This is a genomic window from Streptomyces sp. NPDC055099 (assembly GCF_053607685.1).
In genome coordinates this window covers 343968-366513 of record NZ_JBSGUA010000003.1, presented here as the reverse complement: position 1 = coordinate 366513, position 22546 = coordinate 343968, and the positions used below count along the sequence as shown (strand labels likewise).

Here is a 22546-nt window from a genome sequence, read left to right as displayed (position 1 = left end):
CTACGCCGTCCGGGGTCACGCGGCCCGTGAGCGGTGCTCCTGCGGGCTGACCCCGTACACCCGCTTGAAGGCGCTGGACAGCGCGAACGCGCTGCCGTACCCGACGCGGCGGGCGATCGCGGCGATCGTCTGCTCGCCGTCCCGCAGCAGGTCGGCGGCGAGCGCGAGCCGCCAGCCCGTCAGGTACGCCATCGGCGGCTCGCCCACGAGTTCGGTGAACCGCCGGGCGAGCGCGGCCCGCGAGACGCCCGCCTTCGCGGCGAGTCCGGCGATCGTCCACGGGTGCGCGGGGTCGTCCTGGAGCAGCCGGATCGCCTGCCCGACGACCGGGTCCCCCATCGCCCGGTACCAGGCGGGGGCCTCCGCCTCCGGCCTGGAGAACCAGGCCCGCAGCGTCGCGATCATCAGCAGGTCGAGCAGCCGGTCGAGCACGACGTCCTGCCCGGGCTCGTCCTTGGTGATCTCGTCGGCGAGCAGCGGGGTGAGCGGGCAGTCCCACACCTCGGTGGGCAGGACCAGGAGCGGGGGCAGCGCGTCGAGCAGCCGCCCGGTGATCTCACCGCGCGCCTGGTAGGTGCCGATCAGCATCTCGGCGGCGCCGTCGGGCGATTGGCCCCAGGTGCGCGGACCGAGGTCGCGGTACTTGTCGGCCGGAGTGTCGCCCAGGGGCACGCAGCGTTCGCCGGGCCGGATCTCGACGTGGGGCGCGGCCGCCCGCTCGTCGGCGACGGTGTAGTGGTCGGGGCCGCGGGCGACCGCGACGTCACCGGGGCGGACCAGCTGGGGTTCGCCGTCGTCGGGCACGATCCAGGCGGTGCCCCGCACCATGATCATGACCGACAGGGGTGCCTCGTCCGCGATACGGACGGACCAGGGCGGGTCGAAGCACGCGCGGATCATGAAGGCTCCTCGCGCGCGGGGGCCTTCCAGCAAGCCTGCGAGTACGTCCATGCGGGAAGCGTAGACGTACGCGTATGGGGGCGAGTTCCTGGCGGATGGTTCCTTGTGGCGGGGGCCAGTTCACTGGAGTCATGACAGAGACCGCAGTGAACACGCAGCACACTCAGCACACGCCGAAGATGACGGTGCTGGTCACAGGGGCCACCGGCAGGACAGGGCGCCGGGTCGCGGAGGCCGCGCGGGCCGCGGGCCACACGGTGCGGGCCGCGTCGCGGTCGGGTGCCGTGCGGTTCGACTGGTACGACCCCTCGACGTGGGAGGACGCCCTGAAGGGCGCGGACGCCGCCTACCTCGCCTACATGCCGGACGTCGGCGCGCCCGGCGCGGGCGAGACGGTGGGCGCGCTGGCCCGGCAGGCGGTGGCGCTCGGTGTGCGTCGGCTCGTGCTGCTCTCGGCGCGGGGCGAGGACCAGGCGGAGCCGGCGGAACGGGCGGTGCGGGAGTCCGGGGCCGAGTGGACGGTCGTACGGGCGAGTTGGTTCGCCCAGAACCTCAGCGAGGGGCCGCTGCTCGACGGGATGCGCGCCGGGGAGCTGGTGTTCCCCGCCGACGACGTGCTCGAACCGTTCATCGACGCGCGGGACATCGCCGATGTGGTGGTGGCGGTCCTGCGCCCCGACTCGGGCTACGCGGGACGGGTGGTGGAGATATCGGGTCCGCGCCTGCTGTCGTTCCGCGACGCCGTGGCCGAGGTGTCGGCGGCTGCCGGGCGGGAGATCCGGTATGTCGCGGTCTCGGCGCGGGAGTACGGGAGCGCGCTCGCGGAGTTCGGGGTGCCGGCGGAGGAGACGGAGTTCCTGGTCGAGCTCTTCGAGACGCAGTTGGACGGCCGTAACGCGTATCTCTCCGAGGGGGTGCGGGAGGTACTGGGGCGGGCGCCGCGGGACTTCGCCGATTTTGCTCGGGAGCAGGCGGAGGCGGGCGTCTGGAAGGGGTGAAATTTCCAAAATCCCGCCCCTTCCCGAAAACCCGCTCGGCGCGGGGCCCTCCTCAAACGCCGGAGGGGCTGAAAAATCAGCCCCTCCGGATCGGGGAGAGCCCCGCAGGGACCGCCCTTACTCCGGCGGCTTCTCCCCGTTCCCCCCGGGCTTCTTCGCATGCGTCCGCAGGCGTGAGGAGACGTCGTCCGGCGGCAGGAAACGGGACCACCGCTCCGGGAACTCCGACGGCATGTCCGGGTCGTCCGGATCCGCGGAAGCCTCCCGCGCGGCAGCCGCACGCGCCACCATCTCCACCGCCCGCGCCTCCCGGATCCGATCGTTGGCCGCACGCGCGGCCGCCGTGGCGACGGAGGGCCAGACCCGGTCGATCGCGGCGTTCACCGCCGCTCCCACAAGGACCGCGAACGCCGACACACCGATCCACAGAAGCACCGCCACCGGCGCCGCCAACGAGCCGTAGATCGTGGGCCCTTCGACCGTGCTCGTGAGGTAGATCCGGAGCAGGAAGCTGCCGAGCACCCACATCCCCAGGGCGATCAGCGCGCCCGGCATGTCCTCCACCCAGGGCGAGCGCACCGGCACCGACACGTGGTACAGCGTCGTCAGGAACACCACCGACAGCAGCGTCACCACCGGCCAGTACAGGATCTGCACGACCGTCGTGGAGCCGGGCACCAGCTTCACCACCGCGTCGGGGCCCGCCACCATCAGCGGCAGCGCCACCGAACCGATCAGCAGCGCCACGATGAACAGGCCGAACGCCAACAGGCGGGTCTTGACGATGCCGCGCGCGCCGTCCAGGCCGTACATCACCGTGATCGTGTCGATGAAGACGTTCACGGCGCGCGAGCCCGACCACAGGGCGAAGACGAAACCGATCGAGATGACGTCGGGCCTGCCGACCCGCATGACGTCCTCCAGTATCGGCTGCGCGATCTGGCTGACGCCCCTGTCGGAGAGGACCGTGCGGGAGGCCTCGAGGATGTTGTTCTCGACGCTGGCGATCGTGTTCGCGCCGGTCCAGCGGTCCACGTACGCGAGCAGCCCGATCAGGCTCAGGAGCAGCGGCGGCACCGAGAGCAGCGTGAAGAAGGCCGCCTCGGCGGCAAGCCCCAGGATGCGGTACTCCACGCACGAGTTGACCGTGTCCTTGAGCAGCAGCCAGGCAGTCCTGCGCTTGGAGACGTTGCTGTAAAGAGCGCGGGCCCGGTTCCAGCGGCCCGACGGCCTCCCGGGTGTTTCATTTGCCTGGTGCACCTCCTTACCGTAGCGGCATGGCAGCCACCACCCACACAGTGACCAACCAGGCTCCGCCCCTGGTGGGATATGACGTCTTTACGTCTGACCGCGCGCTCACGGAAGGGGTCGAACGGCATCTCGACCCCTCGCTCCTCGACACCGCCCGCGAGCAACTCTCCGAACTCGGGCGCACCGCGGGATCGGAGCAGGCGCGCGAATGGGGGTTCCTCGCCAACGAGAATCCGCCCGTTCTGCACACGCATGACCGCTATGGGAATCGCATCGACGAGGTCGCCTTCCACCCCGCGTGGCACCGGCTGCTCGGCAAGGCGGTGTCGTCGGGTCTGACCACCGCCTGGTCACGTCCGGGCGGGCATCTGCGGCGCGCCGCCGGGTTCCTGGTGTGGTCGCAGGTCGAGGCGGGGCACGGCTGCCCGGTCTCGATGACGCACGCCGCCGTCCCCGCGCTGCGGGCCGATCCCGCGCTCGCCGCGGTGTGGGAGCCCCGGCTCACCTCCCTCGTCTACGACGAAGGTCTGCGGCCCGCCTCGCAGAAGGCCGGAGCGCTCTTCGGGATGGGCATGACGGAGAAACAGGGCGGCAGCGACGTACGCGCGAACACCACGCGTGCGCGTGCCCTCGCGGAGGAGGGTGCCTATGAACTCACAGGACACAAGTGGTTCTGCTCCGCACCCATGTCCGACGGTTTCCTCGTGCTCGGGCAGACGGACGCGGGGCTCACGTGCTTCCTCGTGCCGCGGGTCCTTGAGGACGGCACGCGCAACGCCTTCGCCATCCAGCGGCTGAAGGACAAACTGGGCAACAAGTCGAACGCGTCGAGCGAGGTCGAGTTCGACGGGACGTGGGCGCGCCGGGTCGGGGACGAGGGGCGCGGGGTGCGCACCATCATCGAGATGGTGGCGGCCACGCGGCTCGACTGCGTCATCGGCTCCGCCTCGCTCATGCGGCAGGCCGTCGCGCAGGCCGTGCACCACGCCACGTACCGCGAGGCGTTCGGCGGCAAGCTCATCGACAAGCCGCTCATGCGCAACGTGCTGGCGGATCTCGCCCTGGAGTCGGAGGCCGCCACGACCCTCGCGCTGCGCCTGGCTGCCGCGTACGACGACGGGAGCGAGCAGGAGCGGGCGTTCCTGCGCATCGCCGTGCCGGCCGCCAAGTACTGGGTGACCAAACGCTGCACGCCGCTCGTGGTGGAGGCCCTGGAGGTGCTCGGCGGCAACGGCTACGTCGAGGAGTCGGGGATGCCGCGGCTCCTTCGCGAGTCGCCGCTCAACTCCATCTGGGAGGGCTCGGGGAACGTACAGGCGCTCGACGTGCTGCGTGCCTTGCAGCGGGAGCCGCAGGCCCTGAACGCCTTCCTCCAGGAGGTGGGCAGCGCGCGCGGCGCCGATCACCGCCTGGACGGCGCGATCAAGGGGCTGCTCACCGAACTGGCCGACCTGGACGGCGTGGAGGCGCGGGCGCGCCGCCTCGTGGAGCGGATGGCCCTGGTGCTCCAGGGTTCGCTGCTCGTGCGGTACGCGCCCCCGGAGGTGGCCGACGCGTTCTGTGCCTCGCGGCTCGGCGGGGACTGGGGCTCGGCGTTCGGGACGCTGCCGCACACCCTCGATCTGGGCTCCGTGGTGGAACGGGCTGCTCCGCGCGAGGCCTAGGCGAGCGTCGACGTCTACCGTCGACCGGAGATGCGCGGGGGTGGTGCTGCGCCGACACGGCACCACCCCCGCTCCCGAGCCCCGTTGAGGAGCGTCGACGCCGCAAAGGCGTTGGACATCAGCTTTGATCTCCGTATGGCCGTTCGCGAGAGTTGCAGACGGTTGCAAGCCAACAGTTCATTACTGAACCAATACCCTTGCGGACGCTCAGGGGGCACGATGAGTGCACGCCCCCCGACGCACTGGCTCCGCTCGGGAAGGACCGGTCATGAACGTGACTTCGACGATCGACCTCGCGAGGATCTCCGCCATGGACTGTGCTCAGGCCGCACGACTGCTCGCGGGTGTCCGCCAGGCGTCGCTCGCGGGGCAGCGGCCTCGCATGCTGCCGCGCCCCGTGATCGAGGAGTCGTGGGAGCGCATGAAGCTCGTCGGGGTCGACCCCGACCGCGACGTCCGCTCGCGGCTGCTGAGCGTCGAGGAGCTCCAGGAGCGCAGGCGTGCCTCGCCGCTGGCGGAGATCATGCCGGTGCTGCGGGACGCGCTGGTCACGGTGGCGGACGCGGCGCACCACATCATGGTCGTCTGTGACGCGGACGGCCGGGTGCTGTGGCGCGAGGGCTACTCCCCGGTGCTGCGCAAGGCGGACTCGCTCGGCTTCGAACCGGGCGCCGACTGGAACGAGGCCGTGGTCGGCACCAACGGCATAGGGACACCGCTCGTCGTCCGCCGTCCCGTGCAGGTGTTCTCCGCCGAGCACTTCGTGGAGACGCATCACGCGTGGACGTGCACGGGCGCGCCCATCACCGATCCCCGGGACGGCCGCCTCCTCGGCGTGGTCGACATCAGCGGTCCGCTGAACACGATGCATCCGGCGACGCTCGCCCTGGTCGACTCGGTGGCCAAGCTCGCCGAGGCGCGGCTGCGGGAGACCCACGGGGCGGCGCTCGACCGGCTGCGCTCGGTGGCGGCGCCGGTCCTGGCCCGCCTCGGCGGGCGCGCCGTGGCGGTGGACCTCCACGGGTGGACGGCGGCGGTCACGGGGATGCCGCCCACGGACCGGCTCTCCTTGCCCAAGGCCATGGCCGCGGGCCACACATGGCTGCCCTCGCTCGGCACCTGCGCGGTGGAGCCACTGCCCGGTGGCTGGCTGCTGCGCGTCGAGGAGGACCCGCAGCCGCTGGCCGCGACGCGCGTCGTCCTGGACGTGCGGGGGCCGCGCCGCTGGTCGGTCACCGTGGAGGGCGGCGGGGCGGGCGGCTGGACGCGTGAACTGAGCCCGCGGCACGCGGAGTTGCTGTTCCTCCTGTGCACCGACCGCGAGGGCCGCAGCGCTTCGGGCCTGGCCGAGGACATGTTCGGCGACCCGGCGCGCACGGTCACGGTCCGCGCCGAGATCTCCCGCGTCCGGCGCTACCTGGGCGGGCTCCTGGCCCACCGCCCCTACCGCTTCCCGGAGGACGTGGACGTCCAGGTGCTCATGCCCGAGCACCCGGCGCACCTGCTGCCGCACTCGACGGCTCCGGCGGTCCGGGAGGCACGCCGGGCGCCGGAGCCTTGAGTGCTGTCACATCACCGCTGCGGCCGCCGGCGAGTGCCGGGGCACACGCCGGGTGGCCTGGCGAGCTCACACGCCGGGTATCTCCCGCGCCCGGAACGCCGCGCGCACCTCGTCGGCCGCGCCCTTGCCGTACATCTTCTGGGCGGTCGCGATCGTCGTCAGGGCCGCGTCCTCGAAGCTGGTGTCCGGTGCGAAGCCGAACTGGGCGTTGACGATGATCCGGTCCGCGGTACGGGCGCCGAGCGAGCCACGGATGTCGAAGAGCGCGCGGGACCAGATCTCGCCGTCCGCGTGCACCTCCCCTTCCCTGTCCGCGTACGTCTTGTCGCTGTCGACGCGGCGCAGGCAGTGCGGGGCGTCCGAGTACGGGACGGAGTCCCAGTCGGCGACGCAGGCGAGGTCGGCCTTGGCGGGCCAGCCGTACTTGGCGTCCGCGTACGCGCCGACCGACACCGCCAGGTAGTCGCCCCAGGCCTCGCCGATCGAGCCCGCCTCCACGGACGTGCCAAAGCCGGGCACTTGGGCGTGGTGGACGGCGTGCCCGTACTCGTGGACGACGACCTCCGCGTCCTCGGCGTCGTCGACGCCGCCCTTGCCGAAGCGGATCTCCGCCTTCTTGTCGGTGAAGTACGAGTTGTCCGCGCCCCACTGGTTGATGCGGACGGGCTGGGCCCGGTCGTTCGCCCCCGGCAGTTCGGTCCCGAAGCCGAGGCTCTGCAGATACTCCTGCGCCTCGTTGACCCAGAAATACGCCATGACCTGCTCGAACCGGTCGTCGTCGCGGGCATAGCTCCCCGCGTCCGCGACCTTGGCGGAGGCGCCGGTGTCGGATCTGACGTACGCCCACTTCCCGGAGAGGCCGCCACTGGAGTCGAGGTTGCGCAGGGCGGCGGTGGCGTAGGCGGACGCGGGGACCGAGGAGGCGGAATCCTTGGCGTCGACGAGGGTCTGGTCCCCCGACGACTGGACGGGGTTGACCATGAAGACGCGGGCCTGCGGGTCCGCGGAGGCCGAGGCGGGGGCGGCGAGCGTCGCGAGGGCCACGGTGACGGTGGCCGCGGCGAGCAGGCCGCGGGGTGTGCGGCGGGCCATGGGACATCCTCCAGGTAGAAGAATGCGGGGGGTGGCGGAGCGCTGCGGGATCTTCCCGCATCCCGGACCCCTTTGGCCAGGGTGCGCGGCACATGATTCGCTGACCGGCATGAGCCCCACCAGCCTCACCGTCACCACCTGGTCGCTGGAGCAGACCGCTCCCACCGACCTGCTGCCCGCCGCCGCGCCCGAGGGCGACGACGTACGAATCGTCCGGGCCGAGATCCCCTCCCCCGAGTTCAGCCGCTTCCTCTACGCCTCCGTGGGCGGCGACATCCGCTGGACGGACCGCCTCTCCCTCTCTTACGCCCAGTGGCAGGAGGAGCTCGGGAAGCCGGGCGTCGAGACCTGGGTGGCGTACGAGAAGGGGACGCCCGCGGGGTACGTGGAACTCGCGGCGCGGGAGGAGGGCGTGGTCGAGATCGTCTACTTCGGCCTGATCCCCGCCTTCCGGGGCCGCCGCATCGGCGGCCATCTGCTCTCCCAGGGCGTCCGCCGCGCCTGGGACCTGGCCGAACGCTGGCCGGGCCTCATCCCGACGCAGCGGGTCTGGCTGCACACGTGCTCCAAGGACGGCGAGCACGCGATGGACAATTACCTCCGGCGCGGCTTCAAGCTCTTCGACACGAAGGTGGAGCAGGAACCGGACGTGGCTTCGCCCGGGCCGTGGCCGGGGGCGTGACACCTCACTCACATGGAGTGACCCACGTCACCATGTCTCATCAGATGGGACAACAACGTCCACACTCCGGACAGTGGTGGACTGGGCCGAAAGTCCCGTGACACGCTTCCGTCATGGATCGCACTGGAATTGCCTTGGTGAGTCGGCGTCACGTCGATCTCTGCCGCATGTCCAGCGCCATGTGTCCGGCGAGCTGACAGCACCAGCGCCGACGACTCCCACTGTTTGACCGCCTTTCTGCGCACCGCCGCGCCTTCTGCGCGAAGTGCGCAGGTCAACGTTGCCCTCAGCCCGCCTTGAAGGACGTATAGCCATGGCTGCCACCCCCGAAAAGCCCACGACTGCCGCGCCTCGGCGCAAGGTGAGCCGTCACCGTGGTGAGGGCCAGTGGGCCGTGGGCCACTTCACGCCGCTCAACGGGAACGAACAGTTCAAGAAGGACGACGACGGTCTCAATGTGCGGACACGCATTGAGACGATCTACTCCAAGCGCGGATTCGACTCGATCGACCCGAACGATCTTCGTGGGCGTATGCGCTGGTGGGGGCTCTACACCCAGCGCCGACAGGGCATCGACGGCGGCAAGACCGCGATCCTGGAGCCGGAGGAGCTGGACGACGAGTACTTCATGCTGCGCGTCCGGATCGACGGCGGGCGGCTGACCACCGAGCAGCTGCGGGTCATCGGCGAGATCTCGCAGGAGTTCGCGCGCGGCACCGCCGACCTCACCGACCGGCAGAACGTGCAGTACCACTGGATTCGCATCGAGGACGTCCCCACGATCTGGGAGCGGCTCGAGGCCGTGGGGCTCTCGACCACCGAGGCCTGCGGTGACACGCCCCGCGTGATCCTCGGCTCGCCCGTCGCCGGTGTCGCCGCGAACGAGATCATCGACGGCTCGCCCGCCATCGACGAGATCCAGCGCCGCTTCATCGGCAGCCCCGAGTTCTCGAACCTGCCCCGCAAGTTCAAGACGGCCATCTCGGGGTCGCCTCAGCTCGATGTCGCGCATGAGATCAACGACGTCGCCTTTGTGGGTGTCAACCATCCCGAGCACGGGCCCGGCTTCGACCTCTGGGTCGGCGGCGGGCTCTCCACCAACCCCAAGCTGGGGGTGCGGCTCGGCGCCTGGGTGCCGCTCGACGAGGTGCCGGAGGTGTGGACCGGCGTCATCGGCATCTTCCGCGACTACGGCTACCGGCGGCTGCGCAACCGCGCCCGCCTGAAGTTCCTCGTCGCCGACTGGGGCCCCGAGAAGTTCCGGCAGGTCCTGGAGGACGAGTACCTGAAGCGGAGTCTCGTCGACGGGCCCGCGCCCGAGCAGCCGGCCGGGACCTGGCGCGACCACCTCGGCGTGCACCAGCAGAAGGACGGCCGCTTCTACGTCGGGTTCGCCCCCCGCGTGGGCCGCGTGGACGGCACGACGCTCACGAAGATCGCCGATGTGGCCGCCGCCCACGGCTCGGGGCGGCTGCGCACCACCGCCGAGCAGAAGATGATCGTGCTCGACGTGGAAGAGGCGCAGGTCGAGTCCCTCGTTGCCGGACTCGAAGCACTTGACCTGCGGGTCAACCCCTCTCCCTTCCGGCGCGGCACCATGGCCTGCACCGGCATCGAGTTCTGCAAGCTGGCGATCGTCGAGACCAAGGCGCGCGGCTCCCAGCTCATCGACGAACTGGAGCGCCGCATCCCGGAGTTCGACCAGCCGATCACCATCAACATCAACGGCTGCCCGAACGCCTGCGCCCGTATCCAGGTCGCCGACATCGGCCTGAAGGGGCAGTTGGTCCTCGACAGCGAGGGCAACCAGGTCGAGGGCTTCCAGGTGCACCTGGGCGGCGCGCTCGGCCTGGAGGCCGGGTTCGGCCGCAAGGTCCGTGGCCTGAAGGTCACTTCGGCCGAGCTGCCCGACTACGTCGAGCGGGTCCTCAAGCGCTTCGAGAAGGAGCGCGCGGACGACGAGCGCTTCGCCACCTGGGTGGCCCGTGCCTCCGAGGAGGCACTGTCATGAGCGAGCGCGCCGCCCCCTTCCACTGCCCCTACTGCGGTGACGAGGACCTGCGCCCGAACGAGACCGGTCACGGCGCCTGGGAATGCGCCGCGTGCAATCGAGCCTTCCAGTTGAAGTTCCTCGGGCTGCTCGCCCAGGGAGTTCAGCGCAACAACGGTGGAGGGGAAGAGATATGACGACCGCTCAGGAGCAAGGCCAGCGTACGGACGAGGAACTGAAGGCGCTCGCCGAGCAGGCCGGGCGCGACCTGGAGGACGCCTCCGCCCTGGAGATCCTCCGGTGGGCCATCGACACCTTCGGCGAGCGCTTCTGCGTGACCTCCTCCATGGAGGACGCCGTCGTCGCCCACCTCGCCTCGCGCGCCCGCCCCGGCGTGGACGTCGTGTTCCTCGACACCGGCTACCACTTCCCGGAGACCATCGGCACCCGTGACGCCGTCGCCGCCGTGATGGACGTCAACGTCATCACGCTCACACCGAAGCAGACGGTGGCCGAGCAGGACGCCGAGTTCGGCCCGAAGCTGCACGACCGCGACCCCGACCTGTGCTGCGCCATGCGGAAGGTCAAGCCCCTTGAGGAGGGCCTGACCTCGTACGCCGCGTGGGCGACGGGGCTGCGCCGCGACGAGTCCCCCACCCGCGCGAACACCCCGGTCGTCGGCTGGGACGAGAAGCGCCGCAAGGTCAAGGTCTCCCCGATCGCCCGCTGGACGCAGGACGACGTGGACGCCTATGTCAACGAGCACGGCGTCCTCACCAACCCCCTCCTCATGGACGGCTACGGCTCCGTGGGCTGCGCGCCCTGCACCCGCCGCCTCCTGGAGGGCGAGGACGCCCGCGCCGGGCGCTGGTCGGGCAACGCCAAGACCGAGTGCGGGATCCACTGATGACCGAGCCTCGACACGAATCGGAGAAGCACGTGACCACCGGAGCCACCATCTGGCTCACCGGCCTGCCCAGCGCGGGCAAGACCACCATCGCCTATGAACTCGCGGGCAAGCTGGGCGAGGACGGCCACCGGGTCGAGGTGCTCGACGGCGACGAGATCCGCGAGTTCCTCTCGGCGGGCCTCGGCTTCAGCCGCGAGGACCGGCACACGAACGTGCAGCGCATCGGCTTCGTCGCCGAACTGCTCGCCCGTAACGGCGTGAAGGTCCTGGTGCCGGTGATCGCGCCCTTCGCGGACAGCCGTGAGGCGGTGCGCAAGCGCCACCAGACGGGCGGCACGCCCTACCTGGAGGTCCACGTGGCCACTCCGGTGGAGGTCTGCTCCGTACGCGACGTGAAGGGTCTGTACGCCAAGCAGGCGGCCGGTGAGATCTCCGGGCTCACGGGGGTCGACGACCCGTACGAGGCACCCGAGTCACCCGATCTGCGCATCGAGTCCCAGGACCAGACCGTGCAGGAGTCCGCGGCGGCCGTGCGCGCGCTGCTCATCGAAAGGGGTCTGGCATGACGACCACCGTGGCCACAGTGTCCGAGGAGACGGACAGCCCGTACGCGCTGTCCCACCTGGACGCCCTGGAGTCCGAGGCGGTGCACATCTTCCGCGAGGTGGCGGGCGAGTTCGAGCGGCCGGTGATCCTCTTCTCCGGCGGCAAGGACTCGATCGTCATGCTGCACCTCGCGCTGAAGGCGTTCGCCCCCGCGGCGATCCCCTTCTCGCTCCTTCACGTCGACACCGGGCACAACTTCCCCGAGGTGCTCGAGTACCGCGACCGCGTCGTCGCCGAGCACGGGCTTCGGCTGCACGTCGCCTCCGTGCAGGAGTACATCGACGCGGGCAAGCTGCGCGAGCGCCCCGACGGGACGCGCAATCCGCTTCAGACCCTGCCGCTCACGGAGAAGATCCAGAGCGAGAAGTTCGACGCGGTCTTCGGCGGCGGACGCCGTGACGAGGAGAAGGCCCGCGCCAAGGAGCGGGTGTTCTCGCTGCGGGACGAGTTCTCGCAGTGGGACCCGCGCCGACAGCGCCCCGAGCTGTGGCAGCTCTACAACGGCCGGCACGCCCCCGGCGAGCACGTCCGCGTGTTCCCGCTGTCCAACTGGACCGAGCTGGACGTGTGGCAGTACATCGCCCGCGAGGGCATCGAGCTGCCGCAGATCTACTTCGCGCACGAGCGGGACGTGTTCCGCCGCTCGGGCATGTGGCTGACCGCCGGCGAGTGGGGCGGCCCCAAGGACGACGAGACGGTCGAGAAGCGGCTCGTCCGCTACCGCACCGTCGGCGACATGTCCTGCACCGGAGCCGTCGACTCCGACGCCACCACGCTGGACGCCGTCATCACCGAGATCGCCGCGTCCCGGCTCACCGAGCGTGGCGCCACCCGCGCCGACGACAAGATGTCCGAGGCCGCGATGGAAGACCGCAAGCGCGAGGGGTACTTCTAGACATGACCAGCACCACCGAACCCGACAAGGCGCAGCCGCTCTCCGCCGAGCAGCTGTCGGCCACCACCCTGCTGCGGTTCGCCACCGCGGGCTCCGTCGACGACGGCAAGTCCACCCTCGTGGGACGTCTTCTGCACGACTCCAAGTCGGTCCTCACCGACCAGCTGGAGGCCGTGGAGCGTGTGTCGCTGGGCCGTGGCCAGGAGGCGCCCGACCTGGCGCTGCTCACCGACGGCCTGCGGGCCGAGCGCGAGCAGGGCATCACCATCGACGTCGCCTACCGCTACTTCGCCACCCCGCAGCGCCGGTTCATCCTCGCCGACACCCCCGGGCACGTGCAGTACACCCGCAACATGGTCACCGGCGCCTCGACGGCCGACCTCGCGGTGGTCCTCGTCGACGCCCGCAACGGCGTCATCGAGCAGACCCGCAGGCATGCCGCCGTCGCCGCGCTGCTGCGCGTCCCGCACGTGGTGCTCGCCGTGAACAAGATGGACCTCGTCGACTTCGAGGAGACCGTCTTCGCGAAGATCGCCGAGGAATTCACCGCGTACGCAAGCGAGTTGGGCGTCCCGGAGATCACCGCGATCCCCATCTCGGCGCTCGCCGGTGACAACGTGGTGGAGCCGTCCTCCAACATGGACTGGTACGGCGGCCCGACCGTCCTGGAGCACCTGGAGACGGTCCCGGTCAGCCACGACCTGACCTCCTGCCACGCGCGCCTGCCCGTGCAGTACGTGATCCGCCCGCAGACCGCGGAGCACCCCGACTACCGGGGCTACGCGGGACAGATCGCGGCGGGGACCTTCCGGGTCGGCGAGTCCGTGACCGTACTTCCCTCGGGCAAGAGGTCGAAGATCGCGGGCATCGACCTCCTCGGCACCCCGGTGGACGTGGCCTGGACGCCGCAGTCCGTGACGCTGCTCCTGGAGAACGACATCGACATCGCGCGCGGCGACCTGATCGTGCCGAGCGGTGACCAGCCCCAGACCTCGCAGGACCTCACGGCGACGGTCTGCCACGTCGCGGACACCGCGCTGACCGTCGGTCAGCGGGTGCTGCTCAAGCACACCACCCGCACGGTCAAGGCGATCGTCAAGGAGATCCCCTCGCGGCTCACCCTGGACGACCTCTCCCAGCACCCGGAGCCGGGGCAGCTGGTCGCCAACGACATCGGCCGCGTCGTGATCCGCACCGCCGAGCCGATCGCCGTCGACTCGTACGCCGCCTCGCGCCGCACCGGTTCGTTCCTCCTGATCGACCCGGCCGACGGCACGACGCTCGCGGCCGGCATGGCGGGCGACGCGTTCGCCGAGACCGTCGAGACGGTCGAAGAGGCCAAGAAGGCGGCGGACGACGAGGGCTGGGACTTCTGACCATGGCCACGATCGACTATTTCTCGACCTTCGCGAAGGAGGGCGGCCGCGTCGGCAGCGGCGCCCTCGGCGCGGGGCAGGGCGGAGTCGGGCGATGTGCGTAGTGACGTACGCGCACCGCTTGCGCGCCCACACCCCCCGCGAGTTCCACCTGCGAAGACGAAAACCCGCCGATTTCCCGGCCGCGCCCTGAGGGCGTAGGGGCCGGGCCGACGAGAGGACCACCTCCCGTGTCTGCCAGCTTCCGCACTCCACGCACCACCGGGGGCCGACGTGCCCTGGCCGCCGTCGCCGCCCTGCCGCTGCTCGCCGTGGTGCTCACCTCCTGCGGATATGGTTCCGCGTCGGACGACAAGGACGACAAGGCCGAGGTGGCCGCGGGTGCGAAGAAGATCGAGGGCCTCGACGAGGTGAAGATCGGGTACTTCCCGAACCTCACGCACGCCACCGCTCTCGTCGGTGACCAAGAGGGCCTGTTCCAGAAGGAACTGGGCGCGACGAAAGCCAAGTACACACAGTTCAACGCGGGCCCCTCGGAGATCGAGGCGCTGAACTCGAAGTCGATCGACATCGGCTGGATCGGCCCGTCGCCCGCCATCAACGGCTACACCAAGGCCCAGGGCAAGAACCTGCGCATCATCGGCGGCTCGGCGTCCGGTGGCGTGAAGCTGGTGGTCGACCCGGACAAGATCAAGACCCTGGACGACGTCAAGGGCAAGAAGATCGCGACGCCTCAGCTCGGCAACACCCAGGACGTGGCCTTCCTGAACTGGATCAAGGAAAAGGGCTGGAAGGTCGACGCGGAGAGCGGCAAGGGCGACGTCTCGGTGGTCCGCACCGACAACAAGATCACCCCTGACGCCTACAAGTCCGGTTCCATCGACGGCGCCTGGGTGCCCGAGCCGACCGCGTCGAAGCTGGTGGCCGAGGGCGGCAAGGCCATCCTCGACGAGGCCGACCTGTGGCCGGACAAGAAGTTCGTGATCACGAACATCATCGTGTCGCAGGAGTTCCTCAAGGAGCACCCGAAGGTCGTCGAGGCCGTCCTGCGCGGTTCGGTGAAGACCAACCAGTGGATCAAGGACAACCCGGAGAAGGCCAAGGCCTCCGCCAACGCCGCCCTCAAGGAGGCGTCCGGCAAGGAGCTGCCCGCCGAGGTCATCGACCCGGCATGGAAGTCCATCCAGACCACCGACGACCCGCTGGCGGCCACGCTCGACTCCGAGGCCGAGCACGCGGTCAAGGCGGGTCTCCTCGACAAGCCGAACCTCAAGGGCATCTACGACCTGAGGCCGCTGAACAAGGTCCTCAAGGGCGAGGGCAAGTCCGCTGTCGACGACGCCGGTCTCGGCGTCAAGTAACCCCGGAATCGGATCAGTTCCCAGGAGGTGACGACCATGGCGACGACCACCCTCGCCAAGGCGGCGGAAGACATCACGGCCGCCCCGCACGCAGCCCGGATCGAGCATGTCTCGAAGTCCTTCGCCACACCCGCCGGGCAGCAGCTCGTCCTGGACGACATCACGCTCGATGTCGCTCCGGGCGAGTTCGTCACCCTCCTGGGAGCCTCGGGCTGCGGCAAGTCGACGCTGCTCAATCTGGTGGCCGGGCTCGACAAGCCGTCGGCGGGCGACATCGCCACCGACGGCCGCCCGGCCCTGATGTTCCAGGAGCACGCGCTGTTCCCGTGGCTGACCGCGGGCAAGAACATCGAACTGGCCCTGAAGCTGCGCGGCGTCGCGAAGGCCGAGCGACGCGAGCGGGCCGAGGAACTCCTGGGTCTCGTACGCCTCCAGGGGGCGTACGGCAAGCGGGTGCACGAGCTGTCCGGCGGCATGCGCCAGCGGGTGGCCCTTGCCCGCGCGCTCGCGCAGGACGCCAAGATCCTGCTGATGGACGAGCCGTTCGCGGCGCTCGACGCGATCACGCGGGACGTCCTGCACGACGAGCTGACCCGCATCTGGCGCGAGACGAACGTCTCCGTCCTGTTCGTCACGCACAACGTGCGCGAGGCCGTGCGCCTCGCCGAGCGCGTCGTGCTCCTCTCGTCGCGTCCCGGCCGGGTGGCGCACGAGTGGCGTGTCGACATCCCCCACCCGCGCCGCATCGAGGACTCCGCCGTCGCGGAACTGTCCGTCGAGATCACCGAACAACTGCGTGGGGAGATCCGCCGACATGGCCAGCACTGAAACCCCGGTCGACAAGGCCGAGAGGGACAGCAGCCAGGACCTGGCCGGTCTGGAGGCGGGCCTGGACGCGCTGGACGCGGTCCAGACCCGCCGCGTTCCCTTCCGCCAGACCTTCGTCCAGAAGATCCTGCCGCCGGTCACCGCCATCGTGCTGGTGCTCGTGGTGTGGCAGATCCTGGTGTGGGCGAAGGTCACCGACTCCTACAAGCTGCCCGCGCCCTCCGCCGTCTGGGACGAGGTCCAGGAAGCCTGGCTCCAGGGCACGCTCCTGGAGTACGTCTGGACGTCCGTGTCGCGGGGCCTGCTCGGCTTCCTGATGGCGCTCGCCATCGGTACGCCGCTCGGTCTGATCGTGGCCCGGGTGCGGTTCATCAGGGCGGCCATCGGTCCCATCCTGTCGGGCCTGCAGTCGCTTCCGTCGGTGGCCTGGGTGCCGCCGGCCGTGATCTGGCTCGGCCTCAACGACCAGATGATGTACGCGGTGATCCTGCTCGGCGCGGTCCCCTCGATCGCCAACGGCCTGGTCGCGGGCGTCGATCAGGTGCCCCCGCTGTTCCTGCGGGCCGGCCGCACGCTGGGCGCGACGGGGCTGCGTCACACCTGGCACATCGTCATGCCCGCCGCGCTGCCCGGCTATCTGGCGGGCCTGAAGCAGGGCTGGGCGTTCTCCTGGCGCTCGCTGATGGCCGCGGAGATCATCGCGCAGTCACCCGACCTGGGCATGGGACTCGGCCAGCTCCTTGAAGCGGGCCGTACGAACAGCAGCATGTCGCAGGTGTTCTTCGCGATCCTCCTCATCCTGATCGTCGGCATCGCCATCGACCTGCTGATCTTCAGCCCCCTTGAGCGGCGCGTGCTGCGCAGCCGCGGACTCCTCGTGAGGAGCTGACCCGCCATGTTCGCCCGTCCCTCCCGTCCCGTCCTGTTCGTCGTCGCCCACGGCAGCCGCGACCCGCGGCATGCCGCGACGGTGCGCGCCCTGGTGCGCCGGGTGCGGGAACAGCGGCCGGGGCTGCGGGTGGAGACGGGCTTCCTCGACTTCAACTCGCCCTCGGTCCCCGAGGTCCTGGAGTCCCTGGACGCCGAGGGAGTGCGCGACGTGATCGCTCTCCCGCTGCTCCTGACGCGGGCGTTCCACGCGAAGTCGGACATCCCGGCGGTCCTGAGTCAGGCACCGACCCGCCTGCGCATCCGGCAGGCGGCGGTGCTCGGCCCCTCTCCCCTGCTCCTGACCGCCCTGGACCAGCGGTTGTACGAGGCGGGTCTCACCCCCGCCGACAAGTCCTCGACCGGGGTCGTACTGGCCTCGGCGGGGTCCTCCGACCCGGAGGCGATCGCAGTGATCGCTGAAATCGCGCGGGAGTGGCGGCACACCGGTTGGTGCGCCGTGCGGCCTGCGTTCGCCTCCGCATCTCTGCCCCGCACGGAGGACGCCGTGCGGGAGCTGCGCGCTCTCGGGGTGCGCAGAGTGGCCGTGGCTCCCTATGTCATCGCGCCAGGTTTCCTTCCGGACCGCATCGAGCGCGGCGCCGCCGAAGCCGACGTCCTTGCCCAAGTCCTCGGCCCCTCGGCGGGGTTGGCGCGGCTGCTCGTACGGCGTTACGACGAGGCATGTGCCGAGAACGGTGTGGTCGGGCGGGTGGCGCGGGTTCCCGTGCTGGCCTAGCTTGTGGGTTCATGACCCTCTCCAGATCCCGCACGCTCTGGCTGCGGACCGAGCCCCTGCACGCCGTGATCTACTTCGAGGAGCGCTGCCGCGACCTGGGCAGGGCGCTGGGCCTCAAGGGCTTCTGGATGGGCTACTTCGCGGCCCGTACGGCTCCCATGGGCCCGGTCGAGTCGGGTCCGGCGACGGCCGCGCTCGGTGTGTTCGCCCCGGGCATGGTGGAGCGGGCCCTCCCGTCGGCCTGGCAGTACGTGTCGCCCGGCCGGATAGTGGAGGAGCGCGCCGCCTACACCGCGCGGGCCCTGCGCGCACTGGTCCCCGGCATCGACGACCAGGCCCTCGCCCTCTGTCCGCCGCTCGCCGCCATGGTCGAGGACGCCCCGTCCCTCGCCCGGCCGCTGTTCGCGGCCAACCGTGACGTGAGCGAGCGGACCGACCCGGTACAGCGCCTGTGGCAACTGGTCACCTGCGTACGGGAGTTCCGTGGCGACGCGCATGTCGCCGCGCTCGCCGACCATGGGCTCGACGCCTGCGAGGCACTGGTGCTCGCCGCCGCCACGGGCCGCGTGGACCACGACACCATCCGGCACGACCGGGGGTGGGAGGAGCAGGAGTGGGAGCAGGCGGTGGACCGGCTGCGCGGGCGCGGCCTGGTGGACGGTGACGGGCACATCACCGAACACGGCCGCACCGAGCGCGAGTTGATCGAGGACGCCACGGACCGCCTGTCGGCGCGGCTGCTGCGCCCGCTGGCCGCACGCGACGCGGACACGCTCCTGGCGGCACTGGAACGGCCGGCGCGGCAGGTGCTGGCGACGGAGGTCATCCCCTTCCCCAACCCGATCGGACTGCCGCGGCCCACGAGTTAGTCAATCGGGTTGCTGAAATGCCGCTCGTGCGCCTACCGTCACGCCGATGACCCCCGTACTCCGTTCCGAGCGCCTGAGTCTGTCCCCCTATGTCGCCGCCGACGAGGAACAGTTCGTCGCGCTCCTCCAGGACGAGGCCGTGGGCCGGTGGTTCGGGGACGGGACGCAGAGCGTGGAGCAGACCCACGCGCTGTTCCGCCGGATCTTCGGCCTCATATACGCCGAGAACCAGTTCCCGGTGTGGGCGGTGCGGCACGAGGGGCGCTACATCGGCCACGCGGAGATCAAGCCGTCGCCCGAGCCCTGGCTCGACGGCCACGAGATCGTCTACGGCCTCTTCCGGGGCAGCTGGGGCATGGGCCTGGGCACGGAGCTCGCCCGTCTGCTCACCGCGTACGGCCACCAGACGCTGGCCCTGAGCGAGGTGCACGCGACGGTGGACGCGGAGAACATCGCCTCCCTCACCGTCCTCAAGCGCCTCGGCTTCACCCAGGGCCGCTCGGTGGCGGAGGACAACGGCCGCACCACGCTCCTGATGACCTCGGTGCTCAGCTGACCCGCTCTTGCCGCTCCTGCCGCTCCTGCCGCTCCTCCGCGCGAGCCACCAGCCCCAGGAGTTCACTCACCGGCATCGATCCCGCCGCGCGCCGCTCCCGCGCGAACGCGTTCGCCACCGCCTGGAGGGTGTCGTTCACCGGCGTCGGCACTCCGTGCAGCCGGCCCAGCAGGGCGATCTCGCCGTTGAGGTAGTCCGCCTCGATGGTGCCCGTGCCCCGGCTCAGGCTCTGCCAGGACGAGCCGCCGCCGCGTTCCGAGCCGTCGAAGGGCTCGAAGCGGATGCGGTCGCCGCGGGCCTCCTTCTGCTCCTGCTCGCCGACCGCCTCGATCCCGGCGGCGGCGAGCACCGCCTCGCCCTCCGCGCGGGCCCTGCGGTAGAGCGCGACGGCCTCGGTGCCGGAGAGCACGCCCGTGACCGCCTCGACGGCGTTGGCCAGGTTCGCGAGGAGCTTGCCGTACTTCCAGCGCATCACGTCCGCCACGACCGGCGCGAGCAGCTTCGACTTCTCCAGGTCGGCGGAGATGAGCCGGGCGGTGTCATCCGTGCCGCGGGGGTAGCGGCCGATGTGCAGCATGCCCGTGTAAGGGGCACCTGCCGCCGAGACCGAACCCGGCTCCACATGGGTCGCGGGCAGCCAGACGCACATGCCGTACACCCGACGGAAGCGGCGCAGGGCGATGCGCTCGCTCTCCACGCCGTTCTGCGCGCAGACCAGCGGAAGAAGCTCGCCGGCCGTTCCGCCGCCGGCCACGGGACGCCCGCCCCAGGTGTCGAGGGCGTCCGCGCAGTGCTGTGTCTTCACGGCGAGGAACAGCACGTCATCCGCCCGCAACTCACCGAGTTCGGCGGGGTCCTTGATGACGGGAAGCCGGTGCGTCAGCTCCCCTTCGGACGTCCTGACCCGGAGGCCGCCCTCCCGCACCGCCTCGTAATGCGCACCGCGCGCGACGAGGACCACGTCGTGTCCGCTCTCGGCGAGGCGTCCGCCCACGGTGCCGCCGATCGCCCCTGCCCCGATGATGATGTAGCGCATGGAGCCGAGCCTCGCACATCGCGCCGGAAAGATCAGGCTTCCGGCGGCCTCAGGCTCCGGGCGGCCCGTCCACCGTGAACGGCGTCCCCTGGTGGAACCAGAGCAGCCACTCGCCGTCGCACAGCCGCCACAGCGAACTGCGGTGCGCGAGGCGGCCGTTGCTCTCGGTGTCGAAGGTGAGGTGCACGAGGTCGTCGGCGAGCTGGGTGCCGCGCATCCGGGAGGTCATGATCGGGCGCCCGGTCCTGTTCGCGCTCTCGGTCAGGGCCTTGATGATCGACGCGCGGTCCCAGTGCGTGCCGGAAGTGCCGAACTCGGTGAACTCCGGGTGCAGCAGCTGCCCGAGCAGCTCGGGCGATGCGCGCACCTCGGGGGCGAGCAGGCGCAGTTCGGCCTCGATGGCCGCGTCGACGGCGGGGGTGCGGTCAGCCACGGTCCAACTCCTGGGTCAGCTCGACCAGTTTGGTGACGGTGTTCCAGTTGCGGCTGGTGGCGATGACGCCCTTGAACAGGGCGGGGCGCGAGAGGACCTCGCCGAGCTTGGAGCGGCCGAGGCCGTCCGGCGCGTAAAGGTAGAGCGCGCGGTCGCCGAGCCGGAACTCCTCGGGCAGGAACGCCGTCTGGTCGATCGAGTCGAGCCGGGCCGTGTCGACCGGCTCGGAGAAGTACGTGACGTGCAGTTGCTTGCCTTCGAGTGAGGCGGCGGGGAAGGGGCAGGCGTCGGCGACCGCCTTCAGGTAGGCGCCGTCCCGCACCAGGACACTCACGTCGAAGCCGAAGTGCCCCTGGATGGCCTCGCCCACCCGCGCGGCCAGGGCGTCCTCGTCCGAGTCCTCGCTGGTGAAGACCGCGTTGCCGCTCTGCAGATGGGTGCGTACGTCGCCGAATCCGAGACCGGTGAGCAGCGTGCGCAGCTCCGCCATCGGCAGCTTTCTGCTGCCGCCCACGTTGATGCCGCGCAGGAGCGCCGCGTATGCCTTGACCGTCATCCGCACACCATAAGACGGCCGTCGCACCCCGTGGGGGTGGGCGCGACGGCCGTCGGTCCTATGGGTGTTGCCCGACCAGTGGTTACTCGACGACCTTGAGCAGCTTGTTCGGCGTGCCCTCGCTCGGGTTCGAGATCTTGTCCGCGGTCGCGCCGTCGGACAGCGCCTTGGCGACGGCGTCCGGCTTGGCGTCCGGGTGGGCCGCGACGTAGACGGCGGCGGCGCCCACGACGTGCGGGGTCGCCATCGACGTACCGGAGATCGTGTTGGTGGCGTTGTCGTCCGTGTTCCAGGCGGACGTGATGTCCGAGCCCGGGGCGTAGATGTCCACGACCGAGCCGAAGTTGGAGAAGTCCGACTGCTCGTCGTCCTTGGTGGAGGAGGCGACCGTGATGGCCTCCTTCACGCGGGACGGGGAGCCCTGACCGGCGTCCGAGGACTCGTTGCCGGCCGCGACCGCGAAGGTGACGCCGGAAGCGATGGCCTTCTGGACCGCCGCGTCGAGCGCCTCGTCGGCGCCGCCGCCCAGGCTCATGTTGGCGACCGAGGGGCCCTGGTGGTTCTTGGTGACCCAGTCGATGCCCGCGACGACCTGCTCGGTGGTGCCGGAGCCCTGGTCGTCCAGGACGCGGACCGCGACGATCTTCGCCTTCTTGGCGACACCGTGCGCCTCACCGGCGATGGTGCCCGCGACGTGCGTGCCGTGGCCGTTGCCGTCGTCCGCGTTGTCGTCGTTGTCGACGGCATCGAAGCCGGACGTGGCGCGGCCGCCGAAGTCCTTGTGGCTGACGCGGACACCGGTGTCGATGACGTACGCCGTGGCGCCCTCACCGGCCGCGTCCGGGTACGTGAACTTCTTGTCGCCCGCGGTGTCCGCCTGGTCGATGCGGTCCAGGCCCCACGACGGCGGGTTGTCCTGGGTGGCGTCGATGGAGAACTTCTTGGACTGGACGACCTTGCCGACGGCCGGGTCGGCGGCCAGGCGCCTGGCCTCTTCCTCGGTGAGGCTCTTCGCCGAGAAGCCGTTGATCGCGGACGAGTAGTTCCGCTTGAGCTCGCCGCCGTACTCCTCGGCCAGGTCGGTCTTGGCGCCCTTGTCGGCCTTCTCGTCGAGCATGACGATGTAGCTGCCGGAGACGGCGCCCTTGGCGTTCGCTCCGTAGACCTTGCCCTCGGCGGGGGTTGCCGCACCGGCGAACGAGGTGGCGAAGACGGTGACGCCGACCGCGGTGGCCGCCGTGGCTATCGCCGCGACGAGCTTCACCGAGCGGACACGCTTGTGAGTTGCCATGAAGAGGGGTCTCCTCGTGGTGATG

24 protein-coding genes are annotated in these 22546 nt (G+C 70.6%); 17 read left to right on the top strand and 7 right to left on the bottom strand.

Annotated features, from left to right (window positions below; all coding sequences use genetic code 11):
* Positions 1–15: 15 nt before the first annotated feature.
* Complete coding sequence (locus ACWFRU_RS09575) at positions 16–951, bottom strand: AraC family transcriptional regulator (protein ID WP_453685548.1); 936 nt, start codon at positions 949–951, stop codon at positions 16–18.
* A gap of 80 nt (positions 952–1031) precedes the next feature.
* Here ACWFRU_RS09575 and ACWFRU_RS09570 point away from each other — a divergent pair, with 80 nt between their 5' ends.
* Positions 1032–1898, top strand: coding sequence for an NmrA family NAD(P)-binding protein (locus tag ACWFRU_RS09570; RefSeq protein ID WP_453685547.1), 867 nt, complete (start codon positions 1032–1034; stop codon positions 1896–1898).
* A 117-nt stretch (positions 1899–2015) separates the two neighbouring features.
* Here the strand turns inward: ACWFRU_RS09570 and ACWFRU_RS09565 are convergent, their stop codons facing one another.
* Positions 2016–3158, bottom strand: coding sequence for a YihY/virulence factor BrkB family protein (locus ACWFRU_RS09565; protein ID WP_453685546.1), 1143 nt, complete (start codon positions 3156–3158; stop codon positions 2016–2018).
* A 17-nt stretch (positions 3159–3175) separates the two neighbouring features.
* On the opposite strand from ACWFRU_RS09565, the gene ACWFRU_RS09560 reads away from it, so the two are divergent.
* Entirely contained in the window at positions 3176–4813 is a 1638-nt protein-coding gene (locus ACWFRU_RS09560) for an acyl-CoA dehydrogenase family protein (RefSeq protein ID WP_453685545.1), read from the top strand.
* A 268-nt stretch (positions 4814–5081) separates the two neighbouring features.
* A complete protein-coding gene (locus ACWFRU_RS09555; RefSeq protein WP_453685544.1) occupies positions 5082–6374 on the top strand; it encodes a GAF domain-containing protein in 1293 nt (430 codons plus the stop codon).
* A gap of 66 nt (positions 6375–6440) precedes the next feature.
* Here the strand turns inward: ACWFRU_RS09555 and ACWFRU_RS09550 are convergent, their stop codons facing one another.
* Positions 6441–7466 (bottom strand): M36 family metallopeptidase, encoded by a 1026-nt coding sequence (locus ACWFRU_RS09550; RefSeq protein WP_453685543.1) that lies wholly within the window; start codon positions 7464–7466, stop codon positions 6441–6443.
* Positions 7467–7575: 109 nt separating this feature from the next.
* On the opposite strand from ACWFRU_RS09550, the gene ACWFRU_RS09545 reads away from it, so the two are divergent.
* From ACWFRU_RS09545 to ACWFRU_RS09480, 14 genes are all read left to right on the top strand, one after another.
* Positions 7576–8148 carry a GNAT family N-acetyltransferase gene (locus ACWFRU_RS09545; protein WP_453685542.1) on the top strand — a complete coding sequence of 191 codons (573 nt, stop codon included), beginning with the start codon at positions 7576–7578 and terminating at the stop codon, positions 8146–8148.
* 113 nt (positions 8149–8261) lie between these two features.
* The gene (locus ACWFRU_RS09540; RefSeq protein WP_323178717.1) at positions 8262–8345 is read left to right on the top strand and encodes a putative leader peptide; all 84 of its coding nucleotides are present in this window, start codon (positions 8262–8264) and stop codon (positions 8343–8345) included.
* A 116-nt stretch (positions 8346–8461) separates the two neighbouring features.
* On the top strand, positions 8462–10159 hold the full coding sequence (locus tag ACWFRU_RS09535) for a nitrite/sulfite reductase (RefSeq protein WP_453685541.1): 1698 nt from the start codon (positions 8462–8464) through the stop codon (positions 10157–10159).
* Positions 10156–10335 (top strand): hypothetical protein, encoded by a 180-nt coding sequence (locus ACWFRU_RS09530; RefSeq protein ID WP_453685540.1) that lies wholly within the window; start codon positions 10156–10158, stop codon positions 10333–10335. The genes ACWFRU_RS09535 and ACWFRU_RS09530 overlap by 4 nt, the downstream gene beginning before the upstream one ends.
* Complete coding sequence (locus tag ACWFRU_RS09525; RefSeq protein ID WP_453685539.1) at positions 10332–11045, top strand: phosphoadenylyl-sulfate reductase; 714 nt, start codon at positions 10332–10334, stop codon at positions 11043–11045. The genes ACWFRU_RS09530 and ACWFRU_RS09525 overlap by 4 nt, the downstream gene beginning before the upstream one ends.
* Entirely contained in the window at positions 11045–11614 is a 570-nt protein-coding gene (gene cysC, locus ACWFRU_RS09520; protein WP_453451620.1) for an adenylyl-sulfate kinase, read from the top strand. The genes ACWFRU_RS09525 and cysC overlap by 1 nt, the downstream gene beginning before the upstream one ends.
* A complete protein-coding gene (gene cysD, locus ACWFRU_RS09515; RefSeq protein ID WP_453685538.1) occupies positions 11611–12549 on the top strand; it encodes a sulfate adenylyltransferase subunit CysD in 939 nt (312 codons plus the stop codon). Before cysC ends, cysD begins: the two co-directional genes overlap by 4 nt.
* Positions 12550–12551: 2 nt before the next feature.
* Entirely contained in the window at positions 12552–13925 is a 1374-nt protein-coding gene (locus ACWFRU_RS09510) for a sulfate adenylyltransferase subunit 1 (protein WP_453685537.1), read from the top strand.
* A gap of 230 nt (positions 13926–14155) precedes the next feature.
* The gene (locus ACWFRU_RS09505; protein ID WP_453685536.1) at positions 14156–15286 is read left to right on the top strand and encodes an aliphatic sulfonate ABC transporter substrate-binding protein; all 1131 of its coding nucleotides are present in this window, start codon (positions 14156–14158) and stop codon (positions 15284–15286) included.
* Positions 15287–15322: 36 nt separating this feature from the next.
* Complete coding sequence (locus ACWFRU_RS09500) at positions 15323–16114, top strand: ABC transporter ATP-binding protein (protein ID WP_453685535.1); 792 nt, start codon at positions 15323–15325, stop codon at positions 16112–16114.
* Positions 16101–17003, top strand: a complete 903-nt coding sequence (locus ACWFRU_RS09495) for an ABC transporter permease (RefSeq protein ID WP_453685534.1) — start codon at positions 16101–16103, stop codon at positions 17001–17003. The genes ACWFRU_RS09500 and ACWFRU_RS09495 overlap by 14 nt, the downstream gene beginning before the upstream one ends.
* A 6-nt stretch (positions 17004–17009) precedes the next feature.
* Complete coding sequence (locus ACWFRU_RS09490) at positions 17010–17780, top strand: sirohydrochlorin chelatase (RefSeq protein ID WP_453685533.1); 771 nt, start codon at positions 17010–17012, stop codon at positions 17778–17780.
* A gap of 11 nt (positions 17781–17791) precedes the next feature.
* A complete protein-coding gene (locus ACWFRU_RS09485; RefSeq protein WP_453685532.1) occupies positions 17792–18649 on the top strand; it encodes an SCO6745 family protein in 858 nt (285 codons plus the stop codon).
* 46 nt (positions 18650–18695) lie between these two features.
* Positions 18696–19205 carry a GNAT family N-acetyltransferase gene (locus ACWFRU_RS09480; protein WP_453685531.1) on the top strand — a complete coding sequence of 170 codons (510 nt, stop codon included), beginning with the start codon at positions 18696–18698 and terminating at the stop codon, positions 19203–19205.
* On the opposite strand, the gene ACWFRU_RS09475 is transcribed toward ACWFRU_RS09480, so the two are convergent.
* The 4 genes from ACWFRU_RS09475 to ACWFRU_RS09460 form a co-directional block, all read right to left on the bottom strand.
* On the bottom strand, positions 19198–20241 hold the full coding sequence (locus ACWFRU_RS09475; protein ID WP_453685530.1) for a ketopantoate reductase family protein: 1044 nt from the start codon (positions 20239–20241) through the stop codon (positions 19198–19200). The genes ACWFRU_RS09480 and ACWFRU_RS09475 overlap by 8 nt on opposite strands.
* 49 nt (positions 20242–20290) lie before the next feature.
* Positions 20291–20674 (bottom strand): nuclear transport factor 2 family protein, encoded by a 384-nt coding sequence (locus ACWFRU_RS09470; RefSeq protein WP_453685529.1) that lies wholly within the window; start codon positions 20672–20674, stop codon positions 20291–20293.
* On the bottom strand, positions 20667–21230 hold the full coding sequence (locus tag ACWFRU_RS09465; RefSeq protein ID WP_453685528.1) for a DUF1697 domain-containing protein: 564 nt from the start codon (positions 21228–21230) through the stop codon (positions 20667–20669). Before ACWFRU_RS09465 ends, ACWFRU_RS09470 begins: the two co-directional genes overlap by 8 nt.
* 82 nt (positions 21231–21312) lie before the next feature.
* Positions 21313–22521 (bottom strand): S8 family serine peptidase, encoded by a 1209-nt coding sequence (locus tag ACWFRU_RS09460; RefSeq protein ID WP_453685527.1) that lies wholly within the window; start codon positions 22519–22521, stop codon positions 21313–21315.
* Positions 22522–22546: the final 25 nt, after the last annotated feature.